Below are 19,233 nucleotides of genomic sequence, written 5' to 3'. Positions count from 1 at the left end.
TTCTTATTTATTCTTAGCTAAAATTTCTTTTGCGATTTCATCAATTAGCATATCTTTTCCAATTGGATTGAATGCTTTCGTATTGAATGCTTCATTTGATACTTCATATACGTGATTGTTCTTAACTGCTTTATTGTCTTTCCAAACAGCACTATTTTTGTAGTCTTCGTACACTTTATCAGCTTCGCCACCAAAGTTTACAATAAACATTTGGTCAGGCTGGAATGCAACTAGACCTTCTAGTGATACTTGCGCCATCGTTTGTTTTAAATCTGTACCTTTTGTTGCAGGAAGTTTTAAGTCGTTAAAGATGATGTCACCGTATCCGAAGCTGCCGTATACACGGAAGTTTTGAGGTGTAACTGCAACGAACATAAAGTTCTCATCTTTTGTTTTCTCTTTAATTTTTTTAGATAAAGAGTCTGCTTTCTTATCGTAGTCTGCAATCCATTTGTCTGCTTTCTTCTCTTCGTCAAATAGCTTACCTACTTCTTTAAACTTACCACGCCAGTCTTCTAAGTTTGTTTCTAGAACAACTGTAGGTGCAACCTTTTCTAGTTGATCATAAATTTTTAATTGACGGTTGTTTAAAATTATTAAGTCTGGTTTTAAAGCAGTAACAGCTTCTAAATCAACTTTAGGTGCCCAGTACCAACCAACTGCTTTTACTCCATCTAATTTGTCTGTTAAGTGATTTTGGATTTTATCTTTATATGTATTTGCTGTACCAACAGGTTTGTGTCCAAGAAGTAATAGTTCTTCTGTTGATCCAGATAAGTCAACAATTCTCTTTGGATTTACTGGAATTGTAGCTTCACCTTTAGCATGTTTTACAACTTTTGTTTTCGGTTGTTCTTTTGCTTTTGATTCTTCTTTTTGAGAAGAACAGCCAACGATAGAAAGAACAACAAGCATAATAGTAAATAAAATAAATAGCTTACGTTTCATCCTAATGTAACCCCCTTTAATTAGTATTGATAATCATTATCGACCTCTGTATATTAAGGTGCTTTAACCTTTCTGTCAATGGAAAATAACAGAAGTTTCAAGTGGAGAACATTTGTTGGGGCAGTCTCGCTTTTCTATCATTAAATATGTTAAAATGGAATACATGATTTAAGAGGGAGAGATCGTATTTTGTTTGAATATGTTACAGGTTACGTGGAGTATGTAGGGCCGGAATATGTCGTAATTGACCATAATGGAATTGGTTATCAAATTTTCACACCGAATCCGTATGTATTTCAAAGAAGTAAGCAAGAAATCCGTGTCTATACATATCATTATGTGAGAGAAGATATTATGGCACTTTACGGGTTTAAAACACGTGAAGAGCGTTTATTATTTACAAAGTTGTTAGGCGTGTCTGGCATTGGGCCAAAAGGCGCTCTTGCAATTTTAGCTTCTGGTCAAACAGGACAGGTCGTTCAAGCAATTGAGCATGAAGATGAGAAGTTTTTAGTGAAATTCCCAGGCGTCGGAAAGAAAACAGCACGCCAAATGATTTTAGATTTAAAAGGAAAACTAGCAGATGTCGTACCAGATGCATTTGTGGATTTATTCTCAGACACAGAACGTTTTGATGAGAAGAAAGGTTCATCAGCTGAGCTTGATGAGGCACTGGAAGCTCTGCGCGCACTTGGATACGCAGAACGCGAAGTTTCTCGCGTTGTACCAGAGTTATTAAAAGAATCATTAACGACGGATCAGTATATTAAAAAGGCACTTAGTCTTTTACTAAATGGTAAGAGGTGAGTATAATGGACGAACGTCTCCTTTCAGGGGAATCTGCATATGAAGATGCGGATTTAGAATATTCATTACGGCCACAGACGCTCCGTCAGTATATTGGCCAAGATAAAGCGAAACATAATTTAGAAGTATTTATTGAAGCAGCGAAAATGCGTGAAGAAACGTTAGATCACGTGCTTTTATATGGACCGCCAGGTCTTGGTAAAACGACGCTTGCGAATATTATTGCAAATGAGATGGGCGTTAATGTTAGAACAACTTCAGGTCCCGCGATTGAAAGACCAGGAGATTTAGCTGCTGTATTAACAGCGCTTCAGCCAGGGGATGTATTATTTATTGATGAAATTCATCGTTTGCATAGATCGATTGAAGAAGTATTGTATCCTGCGATGGAAGACTTTTGCCTTGATATCGTAATTGGAAAAGGGCCTTCAGCACGTTCTGTACGCCTAGATTTACCGCCATTTACATTAGTTGGAGCAACGACACGCGCCGGAGCATTATCGGCACCGCTTCGTGACCGCTTCGGTGTACTTTCAAGGTTAGAGTACTACACAGTAGATCAGCTTTCTGCGATTGTTGAACGTACAGCAGAAGTGTTTGAAGTTGAAATCGATTCGTTAGCTGCATTAGAAATTGCAAGACGTGCTCGTGGTACACCTCGTATTGCGAATCGTCTTTTAAGACGTGTACGTGATTTCGCGCAAGTTCGTGGTAACGGAACGGTTACGATGGAAATTACGCAAATGGCATTAGAGCTACTGCAAGTAGATAAATTAGGTCTAGATCATATTGATCATAAATTACTGCTTGGTATTATTGAGAAATTCCGTGGTGGTCCAGTTGGATTAGAAACGGTTTCAGCAACAATTGGAGAAGAATCTCATACGATTGAAGATGTGTATGAGCCGTATTTATTACAAATTGGCTTTTTACAACGAACGCCAAGGGGCCGAATTGTAACGCCGCTTGCGTATGAACATTTCGGAATGGAGATGCCAAAAGTATGATGGAGATGCCCAAAATGCTTATTACAGCGGGAATCTTACTCATCGTTGTTGGATTAGCTTGGAAGTTCATTGGCAGGCTTCCAGGCGATATTTTTGTGAAAAAAGGAAACGTTACCTTTTATTTTCCTATCATTACATGTATTGTGTTAAGTATTGTACTATCTTTTATTATGTATATAATAAATCGATTTAAATAAGAAATAGGTGGATATAGCTATGGATATAAATCTGTTTGATTTTCATTTACCAGAAGAACTTATTGCACAAGTCCCGTTAGAAGATCGTGAAACATCAAGATTAATGGTGTTAGACCGTGAAACAGGTGATATTGAGCATAAACATTTTACGGACATTCTTTCTTACTTACATGAGGGGGATTGCTTAGTTTTAAATGAAACGAAAGTTATGCCTGCTCGTTTGCACGGTGTGAAAGAAGATACAGGCGCGCACATTGAAGTACTTCTTTTAAAACAAGAAGAAGGCGATAAGTGGGAAACGCTTGTAAAGCCAGCGAAACGTGTAAAAGAAGGAACTGTTATCTCTTTTGGCGAAGGGAAATTAAAAGCAACTTGCACAGGAACTGCAGATCAAGGTGGACGTCAGCTTGAATTTTCATATGACGGCATCTTCTATGAAATTTTAGATGAACTTGGGGAAATGCCACTTCCTCCATATATTAAAGAGACGCTAGAAGATCGCGATCGCTATCAAACAGTATATGCGAAAGAAATCGGTTCAGCAGCAGCGCCGACTGCGGGACTTCACTTTACAGAAGAGTTACTTGAGAAGTTAAAGCAAAAAGGCGTTCAGTTGGCATTCATTACACTTCACGTAGGGCTTGGAACATTTAGACCAGTTTCTGCAGACACGATTGAAGAACACCATATGCACGCAGAATATTACCATATGTCTGAAGAGACAGCGGCATTATTAAATCGTGTGAAAGAGAATGGTGGACGTATTATTACTGTAGGTACGACATCAACTCGTACGTTAGAAACAATTGCAACAGATCATGACGGTAAGCTTTGCGCCGCTTCTGGATGGACAGATATTTTCATGTATCCGGGATATGAATTTAAAGCAATTGATGGTTTAATTACAAACTTCCACTTGCCGAAATCAACATTAATCATGCTTGTAAGTGCATTTGCAAATAGAGATAATGTACTTCATGCTTATAATGAAGCAGTAAAAGAAAAATATCGTTTCTTTAGCTTCGGTGATGCAATGTTCGTTGCATCTCACGCTAAAATGAGAAACAAATAAAAGGAGTAAGTTATGACAGCAATTCGTTATGAATTTATTAAGACATGTAAACAAACGGGTGCCCGTTTAGGTCGTGTGCATACACCGCACGGTTCATTTGATACACCAACATTTATGCCAGTTGGTACACTTGCGACAGTTAAGACAATGTCACCGGAAGAATTAAAAGCAATGGATTCTGGCATTATTTTAAGTAATACGTATCATTTATGGCTACGTCCAGGTCATGAAATTATTCGTGAAGCAGGCGGCTTGCATAAATTTATGAACTGGGATCGTGCAATCTTAACAGACTCTGGTGGTTTCCAAGTATTCAGTTTAAGTGACTTCCGTCGTATTGAAGAGGAAGGCGTTCACTTCCGTAATCACTTAAATGGAGATAAATTATTCTTATCACCAGAAAAAGCGATGGAAATCCAAAATGCATTAGGTTCGGATATTATGATGGCATTTGATGAGTGTCCGCCATTCCCGGCTACTTTTGAATATATGAAGAAGTCTGTAGAGCGTACGAGCCGCTGGGCAGAGCGTTGTTTAAAAGCGCATGAACGTCCGCAAGATCAAGGTTTATTCGGTATTGTACAGGGCGGGGAGTACGAAGAGCTTCGTCGTCAAAGTGCGAAAGACCTTGTTTCAATGGACTTCCCTGGTTACGCTGTAGGTGGTTTATCTGTTGGTGAACCGAAAGATATTATGAACCGTGTACTTGAGTTTACAACACCACTTCTTCCAGATAATAAGCCTCGTTACTTAATGGGTGTAGGTTCTCCTGACTCATTAATCGATGGTGCAATTCGTGGTATTGATATGTTTGACTGCGTACTTCCAACTCGTATCGCTCGAAATGGTACATGTATGACAAGTGAAGGTCGACTCGTTGTAAAAAATGCGAAATTCGCAAGAGACTTCGGTCCGCTTGATCCAAACTGTGATTGCTACACATGTAAAAACTACTCACGTGCGTATATTCGTCACTTAATGAAATGTGATGAAACGTTCGGAATTCGTTTAACGTCTTATCACAATCTTCATTTTCTGTTAAACTTAATGGAGCAGGTGAGACAAGCTATTCGTGAAGACCGTCTTGGCGATTTCCGCGAAGAGTTCTTTGAACAGTATGGCTTTAATAAACCGAATGCTAAAAACTTCTAATACATAATTTAAAAGGAGGAACAAAAGATGAATGCAGGTATGATGAATATCGTTATGATCGTTGCGATGTTTGCGATTTTCTATTTCTTATTAATTCGCCCGCAACAAAAACGTCAAAAAGCAGTTGCTCAAATGCAAAGTGAGTTAGCAAAAGGTGATGCTATCGTAACAATCGGTGGTTTACACGGTACAATCGAATCAGTAGATGAGACGAAAATCGTTATTAAATCTGGTGGTTCACACTTAACTTTCGATCGCAATGCGATTCGTGAAGTTGTGAAAAACTAATGTGGAAGGCCCTGCATGAAATGTGCAGGGCCTTTTTTTAGTTACTTTGCTTTGACATATTTACACCGAAAATACCACCTAGTGTACTCGCCCCCATTAATGCTAATTGATAAAGTAATTGTGAGTTCGATAAGGTTTGAGAAAAGCCTAAATAGTTAACTAGAAAGACGAGTATAGTGAATGTGAGCCCTGTTGTGAAACCTACTAGCCAACCTTTTCCTTGAGCCTTTTTGCCGGCAGTAAATCCAGACATAAGCATAGATAAAAGAGCGAGTATAAAAATAGTAACGGTTAATGTCCCTTCATTTATATTTGTAAACTTTAATAAAAGAGCCATAATCATACTAGTAATAGATGCGAGAATTAGTAGTGTAACAATACCGAAGCCAATTGCAGTTGATAATTTTTTCGTTCCATCCATTTATGCATTCCCCCTTTTTAATACAAGCATATTTTCCTTTTGCCCAAGTTAGACTAGTTTCTTTTTTATAGGGGAGTCTATACGTAAAAAAGGAGATGTAGAAATGGAATGGATATCAATAATTGGACGGACAATGCTTTTGTATATCATCATCTTAATTATTTTTCGTCTTATGGGTAAACGTGAGATAGGAGAGCTAAGTGTATTAGATTTAGTCGTATTTATTATGCTTGGAGAAATGGCCGTAGTGGCAATTGAAAATACCGATAAATCACTTTGGCATCAATTAGTTCCGATGACTTTTCTTATGTGCATCCAAATTATTTTGTCAGTCATTTCCCTAAAGTATCAACGCTTTCGGCATTTAATAGAAGGTGAGCCAGCTATTCTTGTAAACGCGGGGAAGATTGATGAAAAGAAGATGAGAAAGCAACGGTATAATATAGATGATTTAATGATGCAATTAAGGGAACAAGGAGTTGGAGATATTCGGGATGTAGAATATGCTATTTTGGAACCGTCTGGGAAGTTATCTGTCTTTCAAAAACAAAAAAATAAACAAGATACATTACAGTTTACGCTTCCTCTTATTATTGATGGAGAAATTCAATCTAGTCATTTACAAATGATTGAGCATACAGATGAATGGCTTATTGAGAAATTAAAAAACTTAGGTTATAACGATGTAACACAAATTTTATACTGTAGTTTTCAAAACGGACAATTTTTTGTTGATGTAAAAGAAAATTAGAGATTTATCCTTTGAAAGAGTAAGAATGATTGGTTTAACTAATAATCAGTGGAGATTACCCCACTGATTAAAGTTTCATCTTATTTCAAAAATGAAAGTTTACGAATGATAGGGAGACGACTTAACTCTTCTTTTCGAATGAGTTTGAAAGTGAAGAGAAGTACGATATAAACAATTGTTGTTAAAGTGATTTCCCATAATGTTTGTATGCCAAGGGAATGAGAGAAAATAATATATTTATGGAGATAAAAACCGAAGGCGCCTGAGATACCGATGGCAAGTCCGCCGAAAATATAGTCTTTTGCGTAAATGGTAAATGTAATCTTTTTTAAAACAGTAGCGTAGTGAAGAAATGTTACTGTTACAATATTTGCAGCGATAGCAAGTGCAACCCCCATCATTTGAAATTCTGGCCTTGATGCTAGTACAAAAATAACGATTAATTTCACGATGGCACCAATAAATGTATTCATCATTGCAGCCCTTGCTAAGTTTAAAGCTTGCAAAACAGAGGTAAGTGGACTTTGGAAATAATGAAATAAAAAGCAAGGCGCAAGAAGTTGAATGAATGCTGTTGCGCTGTCTGATCCATACATAAGAGTTAAAACAGGAGAAGCGAATACGTATAATATAACGACAGACCATCCGCCGGTAATTAATGAAATTCGAAGTGCTTGTTGTAAACGGTGCTCCACTAATTTATGTTGTCTTTTTGCCATTGCTTCACTAATAGAAGGGACGAGCGCTGTAGAAAGAGCGTATGTAATAAAGGCGGGTAGTGATAGAAGCGGGAATGCATAACCGTTTAATATACCGTATTGCTGGGTTGCAACAGAAGCAGCGACACCAGCGATTGCTAAGCTTTGCATAACGACAATAGGTTCAAAAAAATATGAAACGGAGCCGATTAAACGACTTCCTGTAGTTGGAAGGGCAATATCCATCAGAGAATAAAATGTCCCTTTGCTTTCCTTTACAGTAGTGAAAAATCCAGAGCGTATTGATAAATGTTTTTCTCGCTGAAATAACGTGAGTAAAAATAATAAGGATGCAACTTCACCGAGAACAGCTGATAACATAGCGCCGGCTGCAGCGTATTCTATGCCGTAAGGTAAAAATAACTGGATGCATATAGCGATAATGGTAATGCGGACGACTTGTTCTAGAACTTGCGCATAAGCGCTAGGTTTCATGTTTTGTTTCCCTTGAAAGTAACCACGCAAAACAGAAGAAACAGCAATAACCGGGACAACGGGCAAAATGGCCATTAATGGATAGTACGTTCTTTCGTCGGTTAATAATGTTTTTGCTAAAATAGGCGTGAGGAACATAATTCCGATTGTTAAAATGATACTAATAACGGATGTAACAGCTAGTGATACGGTTAATATTTTTTTAACTCTTTGTTTATCGTTTACAGCTTCCGCTTCTGCTACAAACTTTGCGATTGCGACAGGAAGACCAATTTGTGTCAATGTAATTGCTAAAATGAATGTAGGAACGGCCATCATATAAAGACCAACGCCTTCTTCTCCTAAAATACGTGCCATTACTATGCGGTTGATAAAGCCAAGTATTTTTGTAATAAAGCCGGCTATCATTAAAATAAATGCGCCTTTTAAAAAGCTTTGTCTCGTCATGTTCTTCTCCTACCTTCTCAAAATCAATGGAATGATTTACAATAATTTATATGCACGTACGAGACAAGAATGACAAGCATTTAAGAGAGTGAAGTATGATAGTGCTCTTGAAAGTAGTTATTGCTGTCCATTAGAGCGGGATTAAAGCGACTTTTTCGTGCTGAAATAAGAAGGAGATGTTATAAATGTTAGATAGAGAGGCTTTGGTAGAATCATACCGCGGACAGTTACAAGTCGTTTTAGAAAGTAAAGTAGAAGAGTTTCAAATGTTCGGTTACGACCGAGTAACAGATGATGACATTTGGAAGTTTCTCAAAGTGAAAAAGTGGAAGAAGATAGACAGCGATGTTAGATTGTATGAATTAGTTAATGACGTATTAACAGTAAGTACTAATGAATATATGACATATTTAACTGTTGAAGCTTACCAAGCACCGCTTTGGTCATTTGATGAGTACGAAAATAAATAACCGACTGCAATTGGTTTGTTCTTCCTTTTGCAGTATAATGATATGTATTGATAAAGAGGAAATAATTGTGTCTAAGATTATATATAAAGGAGGTAGTGAAGAGGAAAATAAATGATGAAAGTGTAGGGAGTGTAAAAGCTTACCTATACAGCTAGTGATGAGCTAGCAAAAATTATAGAAAGGAAGTCTACTAACTAGGCGTATGCACACGTATAGCAGTGAATCGTAAAAGATTTATTGAAAGTGTTAGTAGCAGAAAGAGGGTACATATGGCAAAGCGTGGTACGAGAATTGCCGCCTTTTTCCTCATCGTCTTATTAATCGGTGGAGTAATTGGTGCGGCAGGAAAAGACATAGCAAAAGGAATTAGTCTAGGACTAGACCTTCGCGGTGGTTTTGAAATTCTGTATGAAGTAAAACCAGCCAAAAAAGGTGATAAAATCGATCGAGACGTACTTGTAAGTACAGTAGGTGCTCTTGAAAATCGTGTCAATGTTCTCGGTGTAAGTGAGCCGAACATTCAAATCGAAGGGCAAGATCGAATTCGTGTACAGCTTGCTGGTGTACAAGATCAGCAAAAAGCACGTGAAATGTTATCAACACAAGCGAAATTAACATTCCGTGATGTGGATGATAACCTTCTTATGGATGGAACGGATTTAAAAGGCGGCGGAGCGAAGCAAACATTTGATGAGCAAGGCCGTGCGAGCGTAGGTCTTACACTAAAAAGCGCTGAAAAATTCCGTGAAGTAACTGAAAAAATTTCTAAAATGCCACCACCAACGAATTTAATGGTAATTTGGCTTGACTTTGAAGAAGGAAAAGATTCGTATAAAGCAGAATCTGCAAAACCGAATCCGAAGTTCTTATCAGCAGCAACAGTAAACCAAGTATTTAACCAAGCTGAAGTATCTATCGTAGGTGGAAACTTCACAGTTGAAAGTGCGAAACAACTTTCATCTTTATTAAATGCAGGTGCACTTCCTGTTGATTTAAAAGAAATGTATTCAACATCTGTTGGAGCGAAATTTGGTCAACAAGCGTTAGAGCAAACGATTTTCGCTAGTGCGATTGGTATCGCTCTTATTTTCTTATTTATGCTTGTATTCTACCGTTTACCAGGACTTGTAGCGGTTATTATGTTAGGTTTATACATTTTCGTTACATTACTTGTCTTTAACTGGATGCATGCAGTTCTTACGTTGCCAGGTATTGCGGCGTTAGTGCTCGGAGTAGGTATCGCAGTTGATGCGAATATTATTACGTACGAGAGACTGAAAGAAGAGCTGAAAATTGGTAAGTCAATGATGTCGGCATTCCGAGCTGGTAACCATCGTTCCTTAGCAACAATTCTAGATGCAAACGTTACGACTCTTGCAGCAGCTGGTGTATTATTCGTTTATGGTAATAGCTCTGTAAAAGGATTCGCAACAAGTTTAATCGTAAGTATTTTAGTTGGTTTTATTACGAACGTATTCGGTACTCGTTTCTTATTAGGTTTACTTGTAAAGAGCCGTTACTTCGATAAAAAACCAGGATATTTTGGTGTGAAACAAAAGGATATTATTCCTTTAACAAAAGGTGTAGTACATCCACCGACAAGATTTGATCGTATTAATTTCGTAAATATCGGTCATAAATTCCTTATCTTCTCGATTGTAGTTGTAATTGCAGGAGCAATTATCTTACCAATTTTCAAATTGAATCTTGGTATTGACTTTGCGAGTGGTACACGTATCGACTTGCAATCAAAACAAGCCGTTACGGTATCTGATGTTCATAAAGATTTTAAAGAATTGAACATTGATGTGAAGGAAGAAAATATTGTACCGACTGGAGATGACAATAAAGGTTTCGCAGTTCGTACATTAGGTGTTTTATCAAAAGATGAAATTGCAAAAACAAAAACATTCTTCCACGATAAATATGGTACAGATCCAAACGTAAGTACAGTTTCACCGACAATCGGTAAAGAAATTGCACGAAATGCATTTATCGCTGTACTGATTGCTTCTGCAGTTATCATTTTATACGTAAGTATTCGATTCCGATTTACGTATGCGTTATCTGCAGTGCTTGCATTATTACATGACGCATTTGTTATGATTGTTATGTTTAGTATTTTCCAATTAGAGGTAGACTTAACGTTTATCGCTGCAGTGCTAACAATCATCGGTTATTCTATTAATGACTCGATTGTTACATTTGATAGAAACCGTGAATTATACAAACAGAAAAAACGAGTGCGCGATATAAAAGACCTAGAGGAAATTGTAAATGCAAGTATTCGCCAAACGCTTGGTCGTTCGATTAACACCGTATTAACAGTGTTATTCCCAGTAATTGCACTGCTTATCTTTGGTAGTGAGTCGCTACGTAACTTCTCGTTTGCGTTACTTGTTGGATTAATTGTAGGTACGTACTCTTCTGTTTTCGTTGCCTCTCAAATTTGGTTAATGCTTGAAAACCGTCGTTTGAAAAAGGGGAAAAACAAGAAGAAGGTTGAGAAAGTAGAATCTGAACCGCAAGTATAGAAAAGATGATGCCTCATTATGAGGCATCTCTTTTTTCGTTTGTGGATACAATAAGATAGCAACTTTTTGATGGGAAGAAGATGGAAGAAAGTGGTGGTGTTATCGCTGTTTTTGTTAAAATAAAAAGATAGGTTAAGAAAAGAAGGGATTTTAATTATGGAAAAAGATGAACGTTTTAAACAGGCCGAGTTTGGTGCTATTGTCGGGATCGTTGGTAATATTATATTAGCAATTGTAAAGGCGGTAATTGGTTATATTGGGAACAGTAAAGCACTGCTAGCAGATGCGGTGCATTCTGCATCAGATGTAATTGGTTCGCTAGCTGTACTTTTTGGATTGCGAGCGGCAAAGCAGCCACCTGATGAAGATCATCCGTATGGTCATGGTAAAGCGGAATCGATTTCAGCGATTATTGTTGCGGTATTATTATTTATTGTGGGACTTGAAATCGCGATTTCATCTATAAAAGCTTTTTCGCAAGAACTAGAACCGCCGAAAGGAATTACGATTTTTGCTGTTGTTCTTTCAATCGTCGTGAAAGAAGGAATGTTTCAATATAAATTCCGATTAGGGAAGAGGGTAAATAGTGATGCAATTATTGCAAATGCATATGAGCACCGTTCGGATGTATTTTCTTCAATTGCAGCTTTAATCGGTATTTGTGCAGCTATACTCGGTGGTAAGCTTGGTATAGACTGGCTTGTATATGCTGATCCGATTGCAGGATTAGTTGTTTCGCTTCTTGTTGTAAAAATGGCATGGAGCATTGGAGCGGAAGCAATTCATGCAACGCTTGACCATGTTCTTCATGAGGAGGATGTTATTCCGCTTAGAGAAGCGGTTCTTCAAGTAGATGGTGTGAAAAAAATTGGTTCTTTATATGCACGGGAGCATGGTCATTATGTTATTGTCGATATTAAAGTGTCTGTAGATCCATACATTACTGTAGAAGAAGGACACCGTATTGGAAAACATGTGAAAGAAATACTTATGAAACAAGATAATGTACAAAATGTATTCGTACATATAAATCCGTATTCTCCAAATTAAACATCATTAACATTTTAGTATATAGATATTGCATCGTAGTTTGCATTATATTGTCACCCCTTAATCTGTCTTGTATAATGAACAGGTTAAGGGGTGATTTCGTGTTACAACCGAAGACGCGTTGGAAAGAAAAAGAATATAATGACGAACGAGTGAGTGAATTAGCAAGTAAATTACAGTTATCGCCACTTGTCGTTTCATTATTCCTCGGTAGAGGACTAGATACAGAAGATAAGATTTTAGATTTTTTAAATACAGAAAATCAAGAATTTCATGATCCATTTTTATTAGAAGGAATGGATAGAACGGTAGAACGTGTAAATAAGGCGATTCAAAATGGAGAACAAATATTAATATTTGGTGATTACGATGCAGACGGAGTAAGTAGTACAACTGTGTTATATCTTGCTCTTCAAGAATTAGGTGCAGAAGTAGAATTTTATATTCCAAATCGTTTTACAGAAGGGTATGGGCCGAATGAAGAAGCGTTTCGTTGGGCGCATAGTGCAGGGTTCTCACTGATTATTACTGTCGACACTGGCATCGCAGCAGTACATGAAGCGAATGTAGCGAAAGAGCTTGGAATAGATCTAATTATTACAGATCACCATGAGCCACCGCCAGAATTGCCAGAAGCACTTGCGATTATACATCCGAAATTAGATGGCGGTGTATATCCGTTTCACTATTTAGCTGGTGTAGGTGTTGCGTTTAAAGTTGCGCATGCACTATTAGGCCGTGTACCAGAACATTTATTAGAGATTGCAGTAATCGGTACAGTAGCCGATTTAGTGTCACTTCATGGTGAAAATAGGTTGCTAGTGAAACGCGGTTTAAAACATATGCGTATGACGAAAAATATTGGTTTAAAGGCATTGTTTAAAGTTGCTAACGTTTCGCAAAGTGAAATTACAGAAGAGAGTATCGGCTTCTCAATTGCACCGCGTATTAATGCGGTTGGGCGTTTAGAAGATGCAACGCCGGCTGTACACCTTTTATTATCAGATGATCCTGAGGAAGCAAAAGAGTTAGCCGAAGAAATTGATGAGCTGAACAAACTGCGAAAAGATATTGTAAAGCAAATTACAGAAGAGGCTATCGCTGAAGTTGAAAATAACTTCCCGCCAGAAGAAAACAAAGTGTTAGTACTTGTAAAAGAAGGTTGGAATCCGGGTGTAATTGGGATTGTCGCTTCTAAATTAGTTGAACGTTTTTATCGTCCGACTATTGTATTATGCATTGATCCTATAAAAGAAACAGCAAAAGGCTCAGCGCGTAGTATTGCAGGATTTGATTTGTTTGCAAATTTATCAGATTGTAGAGAGTTATTGCCACACTTCGGAGGGCATCCGATGGCAGCGGGAATGACGCTACATATGAATGATGTAGCTGAATTACGTCGCCGCTTAAATGAACAAGCAGATGCAATTTTAACAGAAGAAGATTTTATTCCAATTACAGCAGTTGATGTTTTTTGCAAAGTAGAGGATGTAACACTAGCGGCAATTGAAGATATGCAGAAGTTAGCACCATTTGGTGTTGGAAATCCGAAACCACGTATTGCAGTGAAAGATGCAGAGTTAGAAAGTATTCGCGCAATCGGATCAGATGGCTCTCATTTAAAAATGGCTCTTCGTGATGGACAAGCAACACTGGATACAATTGGATTTGGTTTTGGTGCATATGCGAAAGAAATCTCTCCAGTTGCAAAAGTATCTGTAATAGGAGAAGCATCCATCAATGAATGGAATAATTTTAAGAAGCCACAATTAATGGTACAAGATATTGCTGTAGAGGCGTGGCAATTATTTGATTGGCGTAGTATGCGTAATGCAGAAGCAAATTTAGCAGAACTTCCGAAAGAAAAAATAACAATGGTGTATTTTTCTGAAGAGGTATTGAATAAATTTTCTTTAGAGAGCTATAAAGAGAAGCTCATGCATGCTTCAGAAGTAACGCATTTAGATGATCAATATATCGTGTTACTTGATTTACCAAAAGGAACAGATGAATTAAGTGAGCTATTTAAAGTAGGATTCCCAGCGCGAATTTATACGCTGTTTTATCAAGAAAATAACCATCTATTTAGTACAGTTCCTACGAGAGAACACTTTAAATGGTACTATTCTTTCTTAAGCCAAAAAACACCATTTTCTTTAAGACAATATGGAGAACAACTATGTCGCCATAAAGGCTGGTCAAAAGATACAGTAAATTTCATGACACAGGTGTTTTTTGAGTTAGAATTTGTTACAATAAAAGATGGCGTCATTTTTATGGCAGACAAAAAACAAAAGCGTGATTTAATTGAATCGAACACATATCGTGAGAAAATGAACCACTTACAATTAGAAAAAGAATTGGTTTATAGCACATATCAGCAACTATATACATGGTTTGAAACGATTCGTAATCATAAAGAAGTAGAACAGTTAGGGTAAAGGATTTGTATTTACAAACCTTTTAGATCTGAGGAGGATTCAGAAATATGGATTTCAAGCAACATATCGCAATTGTACCGGATTATCCGAAAGAAGGTATTGTGTTTAAGGACATTACGCCTTTAATGAATGACGGTAAAGCATACAAAGCAGCAACAGATGCAATCGTTGAGTACGCAAAAGAAAGAGATATCGATGTTGTAGTAGGACCAGAAGCTCGTGGTTTCATTATCGGTTGCCCAGTTTCTTATGCGTTAGAAGTAGGATTTGCGCCAGTTCGTAAATTAGGAAAATTACCACGTGAAGTAATTACAGTTGACTACGGTAAAGAATATGGTAAAGATGTTTTAACAATCCATAAAGATGCAATTAAGCCAGGTCAACGCGTATTAATTACAGATGATCTATTAGCTACAGGTGGAACAATCGAAGCGACAATTAAGTTAGTTGAAGAGCTAGGCGGAGTTGTAGCAGGGATTGCATTCTTAGTAGAGCTTACTTACTTAGATGGTCGTAAAATGTTAGATGGTTACGATGTATTAGTATTAGAAAAATACTAATCACTATATAGGTAAAACTACGGTGATAAAAAGTACCCGTGAATCTCTTGGAGAGGAGCGGGTACTTTTGTATAATTGAACAAAAAATCATGGTGAAATGTCAGTAAAATCTTTTCCTTTTCACAATTCACAATCATTGGGTTATAATGATAGAATATAATTTATTCTATTAAATAAAGATAAAGTCAATTTTCAATAAAAGGTGATTCGATGGCAAATGAGCAGGTACTAACAGCTGAACAGGTACTCGAGAAAGCAAGTCAATATTTAGCGGATGAAGATATTGAGCTAGTGGCGCGTGCCTATGAATATGCACGTGATGCGCATAGCGAACAATATAGAAAATCGGGTGAACCGTATATTATTCATCCGATTCAAGTTGCAGGTATTTTAGTTGATTTACACATGGATCCAGCTACGGTATCAGCAGGTTTCTTACATGATGTAGTGGAAGATACAGAGATTACGTTAGAAGATATTGAACGGGAATTTAACAAAGAAATTGCTATGCTTGTTGATGGTGTTACAAAACTTGGGAAGATTAAATATAAATCTCACGAACAACAACAAGCCGAAAACCATCGCAAAATGTTTATTGCAATGGCTCAAGACATTCGAGTTATTTTAATTAAACTAGCTGATCGTCTTCATAACATGCGTACATTGAAACATTTGCCTCAAGAGAAGCAGCGTCGCATAGCGAATGAAACGTTAGAAATCTTTGCACCTTTAGCACATAGACTCGGAATTAGTACTATTAAATGGGAGCTAGAGGATACGTCACTTCGCTATTTAAATCCCCAACAATATTATCGTATTGTAAATTTAATGAAGCGTAAACGTGCAGAACGTGAAGAATACTTAGACGAAGTAATGACTGGTATTCGTGAGAAATTAAAAGAAGTTGCAATTCAACCTGAGATTTCTGGAAGACCGAAACATATTTACAGCATTTATCGTAAAATGGCACTGCAAAATAAGCAGTTCAATGAAATTTACGATTTATTAGCTGTACGTGTCGTTGTAAATAGTATTAAAGATTGTTATGCGGTGCTTGGAATTATTCATACGTGCTGGAAGCCGATGCCAGGTCGTTTTAAAGATTATATTGCAATGCCAAAAGCAAATCTATATCAATCTCTTCATACGACTGTAATTGGACCAAAAGGTGATCCACTTGAAGTGCAAATTCGTACGAAAGAAATGCACGAAATTGCAGAATTCGGGATCGCGGCACACTGGGCGTACAAAGAAGGAAAAACAGCAGAAACAACAGGTACATTAGAGAAGAAACTCACATGGTTCCGTCAAATACTAGAATGGCAAAATGAAGCTTCTAATGCAGAAGAATTTATGGAGTCATTAAAAATTGATTTATTTTCTGACATGGTATTCGTCTTTACACCGAAAGGCGATGTAATGGAATTACCACTTGGATCGGTTCCGATTGATTTCGCGTATCGTGTCCATTCGGAAATTGGGAATAAAACAATTGGTGCAAAAGTAAACGGTAAAATGGTGACGTTGGATTATAAATTAAAAACAGGCGACATCATTGAAATTTTAACGTCGAAACATTCATATGGCCCAAGTCAAGATTGGGTAAAACTTGCTCAAACATCTCATGCGAAAAATAAAATTCGTCAATTCTTTAAGAAACAACGTAGAGACGAAAATATTGAAAAAGGCCGTGAACTTGTTGAAAAGGAAGTACGTGGTCTAGAGTATGAGATGAAAGAAGTATTAGCGCCTGATAACTTAAAACGCGTCGCTGAGAAATTTAACTTTGCAAATGAAGAAGATATGTTTGCAGCAGTTGGATATAGCGGAATTACAGCTTCGCAAATTGTTACGCGACTAACGGACAAGTTCCGCAAACAACGCGAAGAAGAAGAAATTGTTGAAGTTAAAGAAGTTCGTAAACCGATGAAAATTCGAAAATGGGATTCTGGTGTAAAGGTAAGCGGTGCTGATAATTTATTAATCCGTTTATCGAAATGCTGTAACCCAGTTCCAGGCGATGATATCGTTGGATATATTACGAAAGGCCGAGGTGTATCGATTCACCGCCGTGATTGTGTAAACGTTCATACAGAAGAAGCTGTAGAACGTTTATTAGAGGTAGAGTGGGAAGGTAGCCCTGAAAAAGAAATTGAGTATAACGTTGATATTGAAATTTCGGGTTACGATCGCCGTGGTTTATTAAATGAAGTACTGCAAGCTGTTACAGAGACGAAAACGTACATTTCAGCTGTTTCTGGTAGAAGTGACCGTAATAAAATGGCAACAATTAATATGTCAATCTCGATTCGTAACTTACAACACTTGAAAAAAGTAGTAGAACGCATTAAACGCGTTCCAGAAATTTATGCAGTACGACGCATGATGCATTAATAGGGAGTGTAGAAAGATGAGAGTTGTTTTACAACGATCAAAGAAAGCGTCTGTCACAGTAGACGGTGAGATCGTAGGACAAATTCCGTTCGGTTTAACATTACTAGTTGGCATTACGCATGAAGATACAGAAAAAGATGCAACTTATATTGCGGAAAAAATTGCAAACTTACGTATTTTTGAAGATGAGAGCGGAAAGATGAATCATTCTGTACTTGATGTAGAAGGACAAGTTCTATCTATTTCGCAATTTACATTATACGGAGATTGTCGCAAGGGAAGACGTCCAAACTTTATGGATGCTGCGAAACCTGACTACGCAGAGCGTTTATACGATTTCTTTAATGAAGAAGTTCGCAAACAAGGATTGCATGTGGAAACAGGAAAGTTCGGAGCAATGATGGACGTTTCTTTAATCAATGATGGTCCGGTGACCTTAATTGTTGATAGTAAATAGTGTTGATAAAAAAGAGAGGATTATATAATCCTCTCTTTTTTATACATTGTTGTGTGTTTTGTTTATTTATCCCGCATTAACGGGCAGTAAGACCCTCCACCTCAAAATTCAGCGGAAGTAAAGAAGTTAGGTGAGGATTAACTGCCCGTAAAAGCCCGATTGGTTCAACTAATAATCAGTGGTGGATGAACAAAACCCCCACTGATTAAAGTTTCACTTTATCATAGGATTAATTTAAAGGGGAATAAAAGAAAAAGAAGGTGTAGCATGCTTCAAGAATTTAATATAGCTTTACGTTTTATGTTAGAGTTATGTATTCTTGGGATTGTTGGATACTGGGGATATCGAGTAGGAACAACAATGGCTATAAAAATTACACTTGCTATTATTATTCCAATTGTTATTGCTGTCATTTGGGGGCTATTTGGAGCTCCACATGCAGAATGGGAAGTACAAGGTATATTACATGTATTATTAGAAATTATCGTATTTGGAGTAGGTGTTGCAGCGTTATATCATTTGAAGCATCATATGCTCGCAAGTGGACTGGCTATTGTTATTGTTGTAAATCGAATACTAATGTTTATTTGGAATCAATAGCAGTTTCGGTTATGTATAACTCTCTCATCAATATGGAACAATAAAAAGTAAAACATCCATATTGAATGTGAGGGATATACGTATGCGTATGAATGAAAAAGGGCATTCTGTTACAAATGGTGCAAATCAACTGTTTAACGTGAATTTTCATGATTTTATTTCAAAAGAGCAAAATAATACTTCAATGGAGCTTGCTTCCGAGTTTGGGATTTCTCTTCAAGATGTAAAGCGTTTAAAGAAGCAGATTGAACGTTCTTAGAGCACTTGACAATCCTACTTAACAAACGTATAGTAATTTTATATTTACATATGAATATAACCGTTGATAGAGAAGAGTAAATGAGATACACATGGAAAGAGAAGGAATGTCTTAGGCTGAAAACATTTCTGCATGATGACTGATTGAATGACACTCTAGAGGTTTCAACTTGAACGGCATATATG

Annotated in this window: 19 protein-coding genes and 1 other annotated feature (1 of these 20 cut by a window edge); of the genes, 16 read left to right on the top strand and 3 right to left on the bottom strand. The window is 37.2% G+C overall.

Going from position 1 to position 19,233, the window contains the following annotated elements; genetic code table 11:
- Nucleotides 1-3 precede the first annotated feature (3 nt).
- The gene (locus N2V79_RS21700; RefSeq protein WP_078993642.1) at nucleotides 4-948 is read right to left on the bottom strand and encodes an iron-hydroxamate ABC transporter substrate-binding protein; all 945 of its coding nucleotides are present in this window, start codon (nucleotides 946-948) and stop codon (nucleotides 4-6) included.
- Between the two features lie 189 nt (nucleotides 949-1,137).
- On the opposite strand from N2V79_RS21700, the gene ruvA reads away from it, so the two are divergent.
- Genes ruvA through yajC form a run of 6 tightly spaced genes read left to right on the top strand, consistent with a single transcriptional unit; the run spans nucleotide 1,138 to nucleotide 5,471 of the window.
- Nucleotides 1,138-1,755 (top strand): Holliday junction DNA helicase RuvA, encoded by a 618-nt coding sequence (ruvA, locus tag N2V79_RS21695; protein WP_000464511.1) that lies wholly within the window; start codon nucleotides 1,138-1,140, stop codon nucleotides 1,753-1,755.
- Nucleotides 1,756-1,760: 5 nt separating this feature from the next.
- A complete protein-coding gene (gene ruvB / locus N2V79_RS21690) occupies nucleotides 1,761-2,762 on the top strand; it encodes a Holliday junction branch migration DNA helicase RuvB (RefSeq protein WP_000344450.1) in 1,002 nt (333 codons plus the stop codon).
- On the top strand, nucleotides 2,759-2,959 hold the full coding sequence (locus N2V79_RS21685) for a DUF2905 domain-containing protein (protein ID WP_000970410.1): 201 nt from the start codon (nucleotides 2,759-2,761) through the stop codon (nucleotides 2,957-2,959). Before ruvB ends, N2V79_RS21685 begins: the two co-directional genes overlap by 4 nt.
- Before the next feature lie 19 nt (nucleotides 2,960-2,978).
- Complete coding sequence (gene queA, locus N2V79_RS21680) at nucleotides 2,979-4,031, top strand: tRNA preQ1(34) S-adenosylmethionine ribosyltransferase-isomerase QueA (protein WP_000354014.1); 1,053 nt, start codon at nucleotides 2,979-2,981, stop codon at nucleotides 4,029-4,031.
- 12 nt (nucleotides 4,032-4,043) lie between these two features.
- On the top strand, nucleotides 4,044-5,183 hold the full coding sequence (tgt, locus tag N2V79_RS21675) for a tRNA guanosine(34) transglycosylase Tgt (protein WP_000125365.1): 1,140 nt from the start codon (nucleotides 4,044-4,046) through the stop codon (nucleotides 5,181-5,183).
- Nucleotides 5,184-5,210: 27 nt separating this feature from the next.
- Nucleotides 5,211-5,471 (top strand): preprotein translocase subunit YajC, encoded by a 261-nt coding sequence (gene yajC / locus N2V79_RS21670; protein ID WP_000991115.1) that lies wholly within the window; start codon nucleotides 5,211-5,213, stop codon nucleotides 5,469-5,471.
- Nucleotides 5,472-5,508: 37 nt separating this feature from the next.
- Here the strand turns inward: yajC and N2V79_RS21665 are convergent, their stop codons facing one another.
- The gene (locus N2V79_RS21665; RefSeq protein ID WP_000349148.1) at nucleotides 5,509-5,892 is read right to left on the bottom strand and encodes a TIGR04086 family membrane protein; all 384 of its coding nucleotides are present in this window, start codon (nucleotides 5,890-5,892) and stop codon (nucleotides 5,509-5,511) included.
- A gap of 103 nt (nucleotides 5,893-5,995) precedes the next feature.
- On the opposite strand from N2V79_RS21665, the gene N2V79_RS21660 reads away from it, so the two are divergent.
- On the top strand, nucleotides 5,996-6,643 hold the full coding sequence (locus tag N2V79_RS21660) for a DUF421 domain-containing protein (RefSeq protein ID WP_000454821.1): 648 nt from the start codon (nucleotides 5,996-5,998) through the stop codon (nucleotides 6,641-6,643).
- Between the two features lie 80 nt (nucleotides 6,644-6,723).
- Here the strand turns inward: N2V79_RS21660 and spoVB are convergent, their stop codons facing one another.
- Nucleotides 6,724-8,283, bottom strand: coding sequence for a stage V sporulation protein B (gene spoVB, locus N2V79_RS21655; protein ID WP_089171792.1), 1,560 nt, complete (start codon nucleotides 8,281-8,283; stop codon nucleotides 6,724-6,726).
- 185 nt (nucleotides 8,284-8,468) lie between these two features.
- Between spoVB and N2V79_RS21650 the strand changes: the two genes are divergently transcribed.
- From N2V79_RS21650 to N2V79_RS21610, 9 genes are all read left to right on the top strand, one after another.
- A complete protein-coding gene (locus N2V79_RS21650) occupies nucleotides 8,469-8,753 on the top strand; it encodes a post-transcriptional regulator (RefSeq protein ID WP_000886979.1) in 285 nt (94 codons plus the stop codon).
- Nucleotides 8,754-9,022: 269 nt separating this feature from the next.
- Nucleotides 9,023-11,287 (top strand): protein translocase subunit SecDF, encoded by a 2,265-nt coding sequence (secDF, locus tag N2V79_RS21645; RefSeq protein WP_001119066.1) that lies wholly within the window; start codon nucleotides 9,023-9,025, stop codon nucleotides 11,285-11,287.
- A gap of 156 nt (nucleotides 11,288-11,443) precedes the next feature.
- Nucleotides 11,444-12,337 (top strand): cation diffusion facilitator family transporter, encoded by an 894-nt coding sequence (locus N2V79_RS21640; RefSeq protein WP_000409746.1) that lies wholly within the window; start codon nucleotides 11,444-11,446, stop codon nucleotides 12,335-12,337.
- Between the two features lie 101 nt (nucleotides 12,338-12,438).
- Nucleotides 12,439-14,778, top strand: a complete 2,340-nt coding sequence (gene recJ, locus N2V79_RS21635) for a single-stranded-DNA-specific exonuclease RecJ (RefSeq protein WP_340720208.1) — start codon at nucleotides 12,439-12,441, stop codon at nucleotides 14,776-14,778.
- 47 nt (nucleotides 14,779-14,825) lie between these two features.
- Nucleotides 14,826-15,338 carry an adenine phosphoribosyltransferase gene (locus N2V79_RS21630; protein WP_000346215.1) on the top strand — a complete coding sequence of 171 codons (513 nt, stop codon included), beginning with the start codon at nucleotides 14,826-14,828 and terminating at the stop codon, nucleotides 15,336-15,338.
- Nucleotides 15,339-15,548: 210 nt separating this feature from the next.
- On the top strand, nucleotides 15,549-17,732 hold the full coding sequence (gene relA, locus N2V79_RS21625) for a GTP diphosphokinase (RefSeq protein ID WP_001262795.1): 2,184 nt from the start codon (nucleotides 15,549-15,551) through the stop codon (nucleotides 17,730-17,732).
- A 16-nt stretch (nucleotides 17,733-17,748) separates the two neighbouring features.
- Nucleotides 17,749-18,189 (top strand): D-tyrosyl-tRNA(Tyr) deacylase, encoded by a 441-nt coding sequence (locus N2V79_RS21620; RefSeq protein WP_098126816.1) that lies wholly within the window; start codon nucleotides 17,749-17,751, stop codon nucleotides 18,187-18,189.
- A gap of 267 nt (nucleotides 18,190-18,456) precedes the next feature.
- Entirely contained in the window at nucleotides 18,457-18,789 is a 333-nt protein-coding gene (locus N2V79_RS21615; RefSeq protein WP_069356225.1) for a YrdB family protein, read from the top strand.
- 82 nt (nucleotides 18,790-18,871) lie between these two features.
- Entirely contained in the window at nucleotides 18,872-19,048 is a 177-nt protein-coding gene (locus N2V79_RS21610) for a hypothetical protein (RefSeq protein ID WP_001242605.1), read from the top strand.
- 54 nt (nucleotides 19,049-19,102) lie between these two features.
- Nucleotides 19,103-19,233, top strand: a binding site (T-box leader) (it continues 100 nt past the right edge of the window).

This window comes from Bacillus sp. CH_70 (assembly GCF_038007045.1).
GTDB lineage: Bacteria > Bacillota > Bacilli > Bacillales > Bacillaceae_G > Bacillus_A > Bacillus_A cereus.
Note: the sequence above shows the minus strand (reverse complement) of the source record. Positions and strands in the feature narration are given on the sequence as shown.

Bases quoted from the DNA above. Each gene is read 5' to 3' on its own strand.
- N2V79_RS21700 (WP_078993642.1), bottom strand. From the start codon at position 948: ATGAAACGTAAGCTATTTATTTTATTTACTATTATGCTTGTTGTTCTT.
- ruvB (WP_000344450.1), top strand. From the start codon at position 1,761: ATGGACGAACGTCTCCTTTCAGGGGAATCTGCATATGAAGATGCGGAT.
- N2V79_RS21685 (WP_000970410.1), top strand. From the start codon at position 2,759: ATGATGGAGATGCCCAAAATGCTTATTACAGCGGGAATCTTACTCATC.
- queA (WP_000354014.1), top strand. From the start codon at position 2,979: ATGGATATAAATCTGTTTGATTTTCATTTACCAGAAGAACTTATTGCA.
- tgt (WP_000125365.1), top strand. From the start codon at position 4,044: ATGACAGCAATTCGTTATGAATTTATTAAGACATGTAAACAAACGGGT.
- yajC (WP_000991115.1), top strand. From the start codon at position 5,211: ATGAATGCAGGTATGATGAATATCGTTATGATCGTTGCGATGTTTGCG.
- N2V79_RS21665 (WP_000349148.1), bottom strand. From the start codon at position 5,892: ATGGATGGAACGAAAAAATTATCAACTGCAATTGGCTTCGGTATTGTT.
- N2V79_RS21660 (WP_000454821.1), top strand. From the start codon at position 5,996: ATGGAATGGATATCAATAATTGGACGGACAATGCTTTTGTATATCATC.
- spoVB (WP_089171792.1), bottom strand. From the start codon at position 8,283: ATGACGAGACAAAGCTTTTTAAAAGGCGCATTTATTTTAATGATAGCC.
- N2V79_RS21650 (WP_000886979.1), top strand. From the start codon at position 8,469: ATGTTAGATAGAGAGGCTTTGGTAGAATCATACCGCGGACAGTTACAA.
- secDF (WP_001119066.1), top strand. From the start codon at position 9,023: ATGGCAAAGCGTGGTACGAGAATTGCCGCCTTTTTCCTCATCGTCTTA.
- N2V79_RS21640 (WP_000409746.1), top strand. From the start codon at position 11,444: ATGGAAAAAGATGAACGTTTTAAACAGGCCGAGTTTGGTGCTATTGTC.
- N2V79_RS21630 (WP_000346215.1), top strand. From the start codon at position 14,826: ATGGATTTCAAGCAACATATCGCAATTGTACCGGATTATCCGAAAGAA.
- relA (WP_001262795.1), top strand. From the start codon at position 15,549: ATGGCAAATGAGCAGGTACTAACAGCTGAACAGGTACTCGAGAAAGCA.
- N2V79_RS21620 (WP_098126816.1), top strand. From the start codon at position 17,749: ATGAGAGTTGTTTTACAACGATCAAAGAAAGCGTCTGTCACAGTAGAC.
- N2V79_RS21615 (WP_069356225.1), top strand. From the start codon at position 18,457: ATGCTTCAAGAATTTAATATAGCTTTACGTTTTATGTTAGAGTTATGT.
- N2V79_RS21610 (WP_001242605.1), top strand. From the start codon at position 18,872: ATGCGTATGAATGAAAAAGGGCATTCTGTTACAAATGGTGCAAATCAA.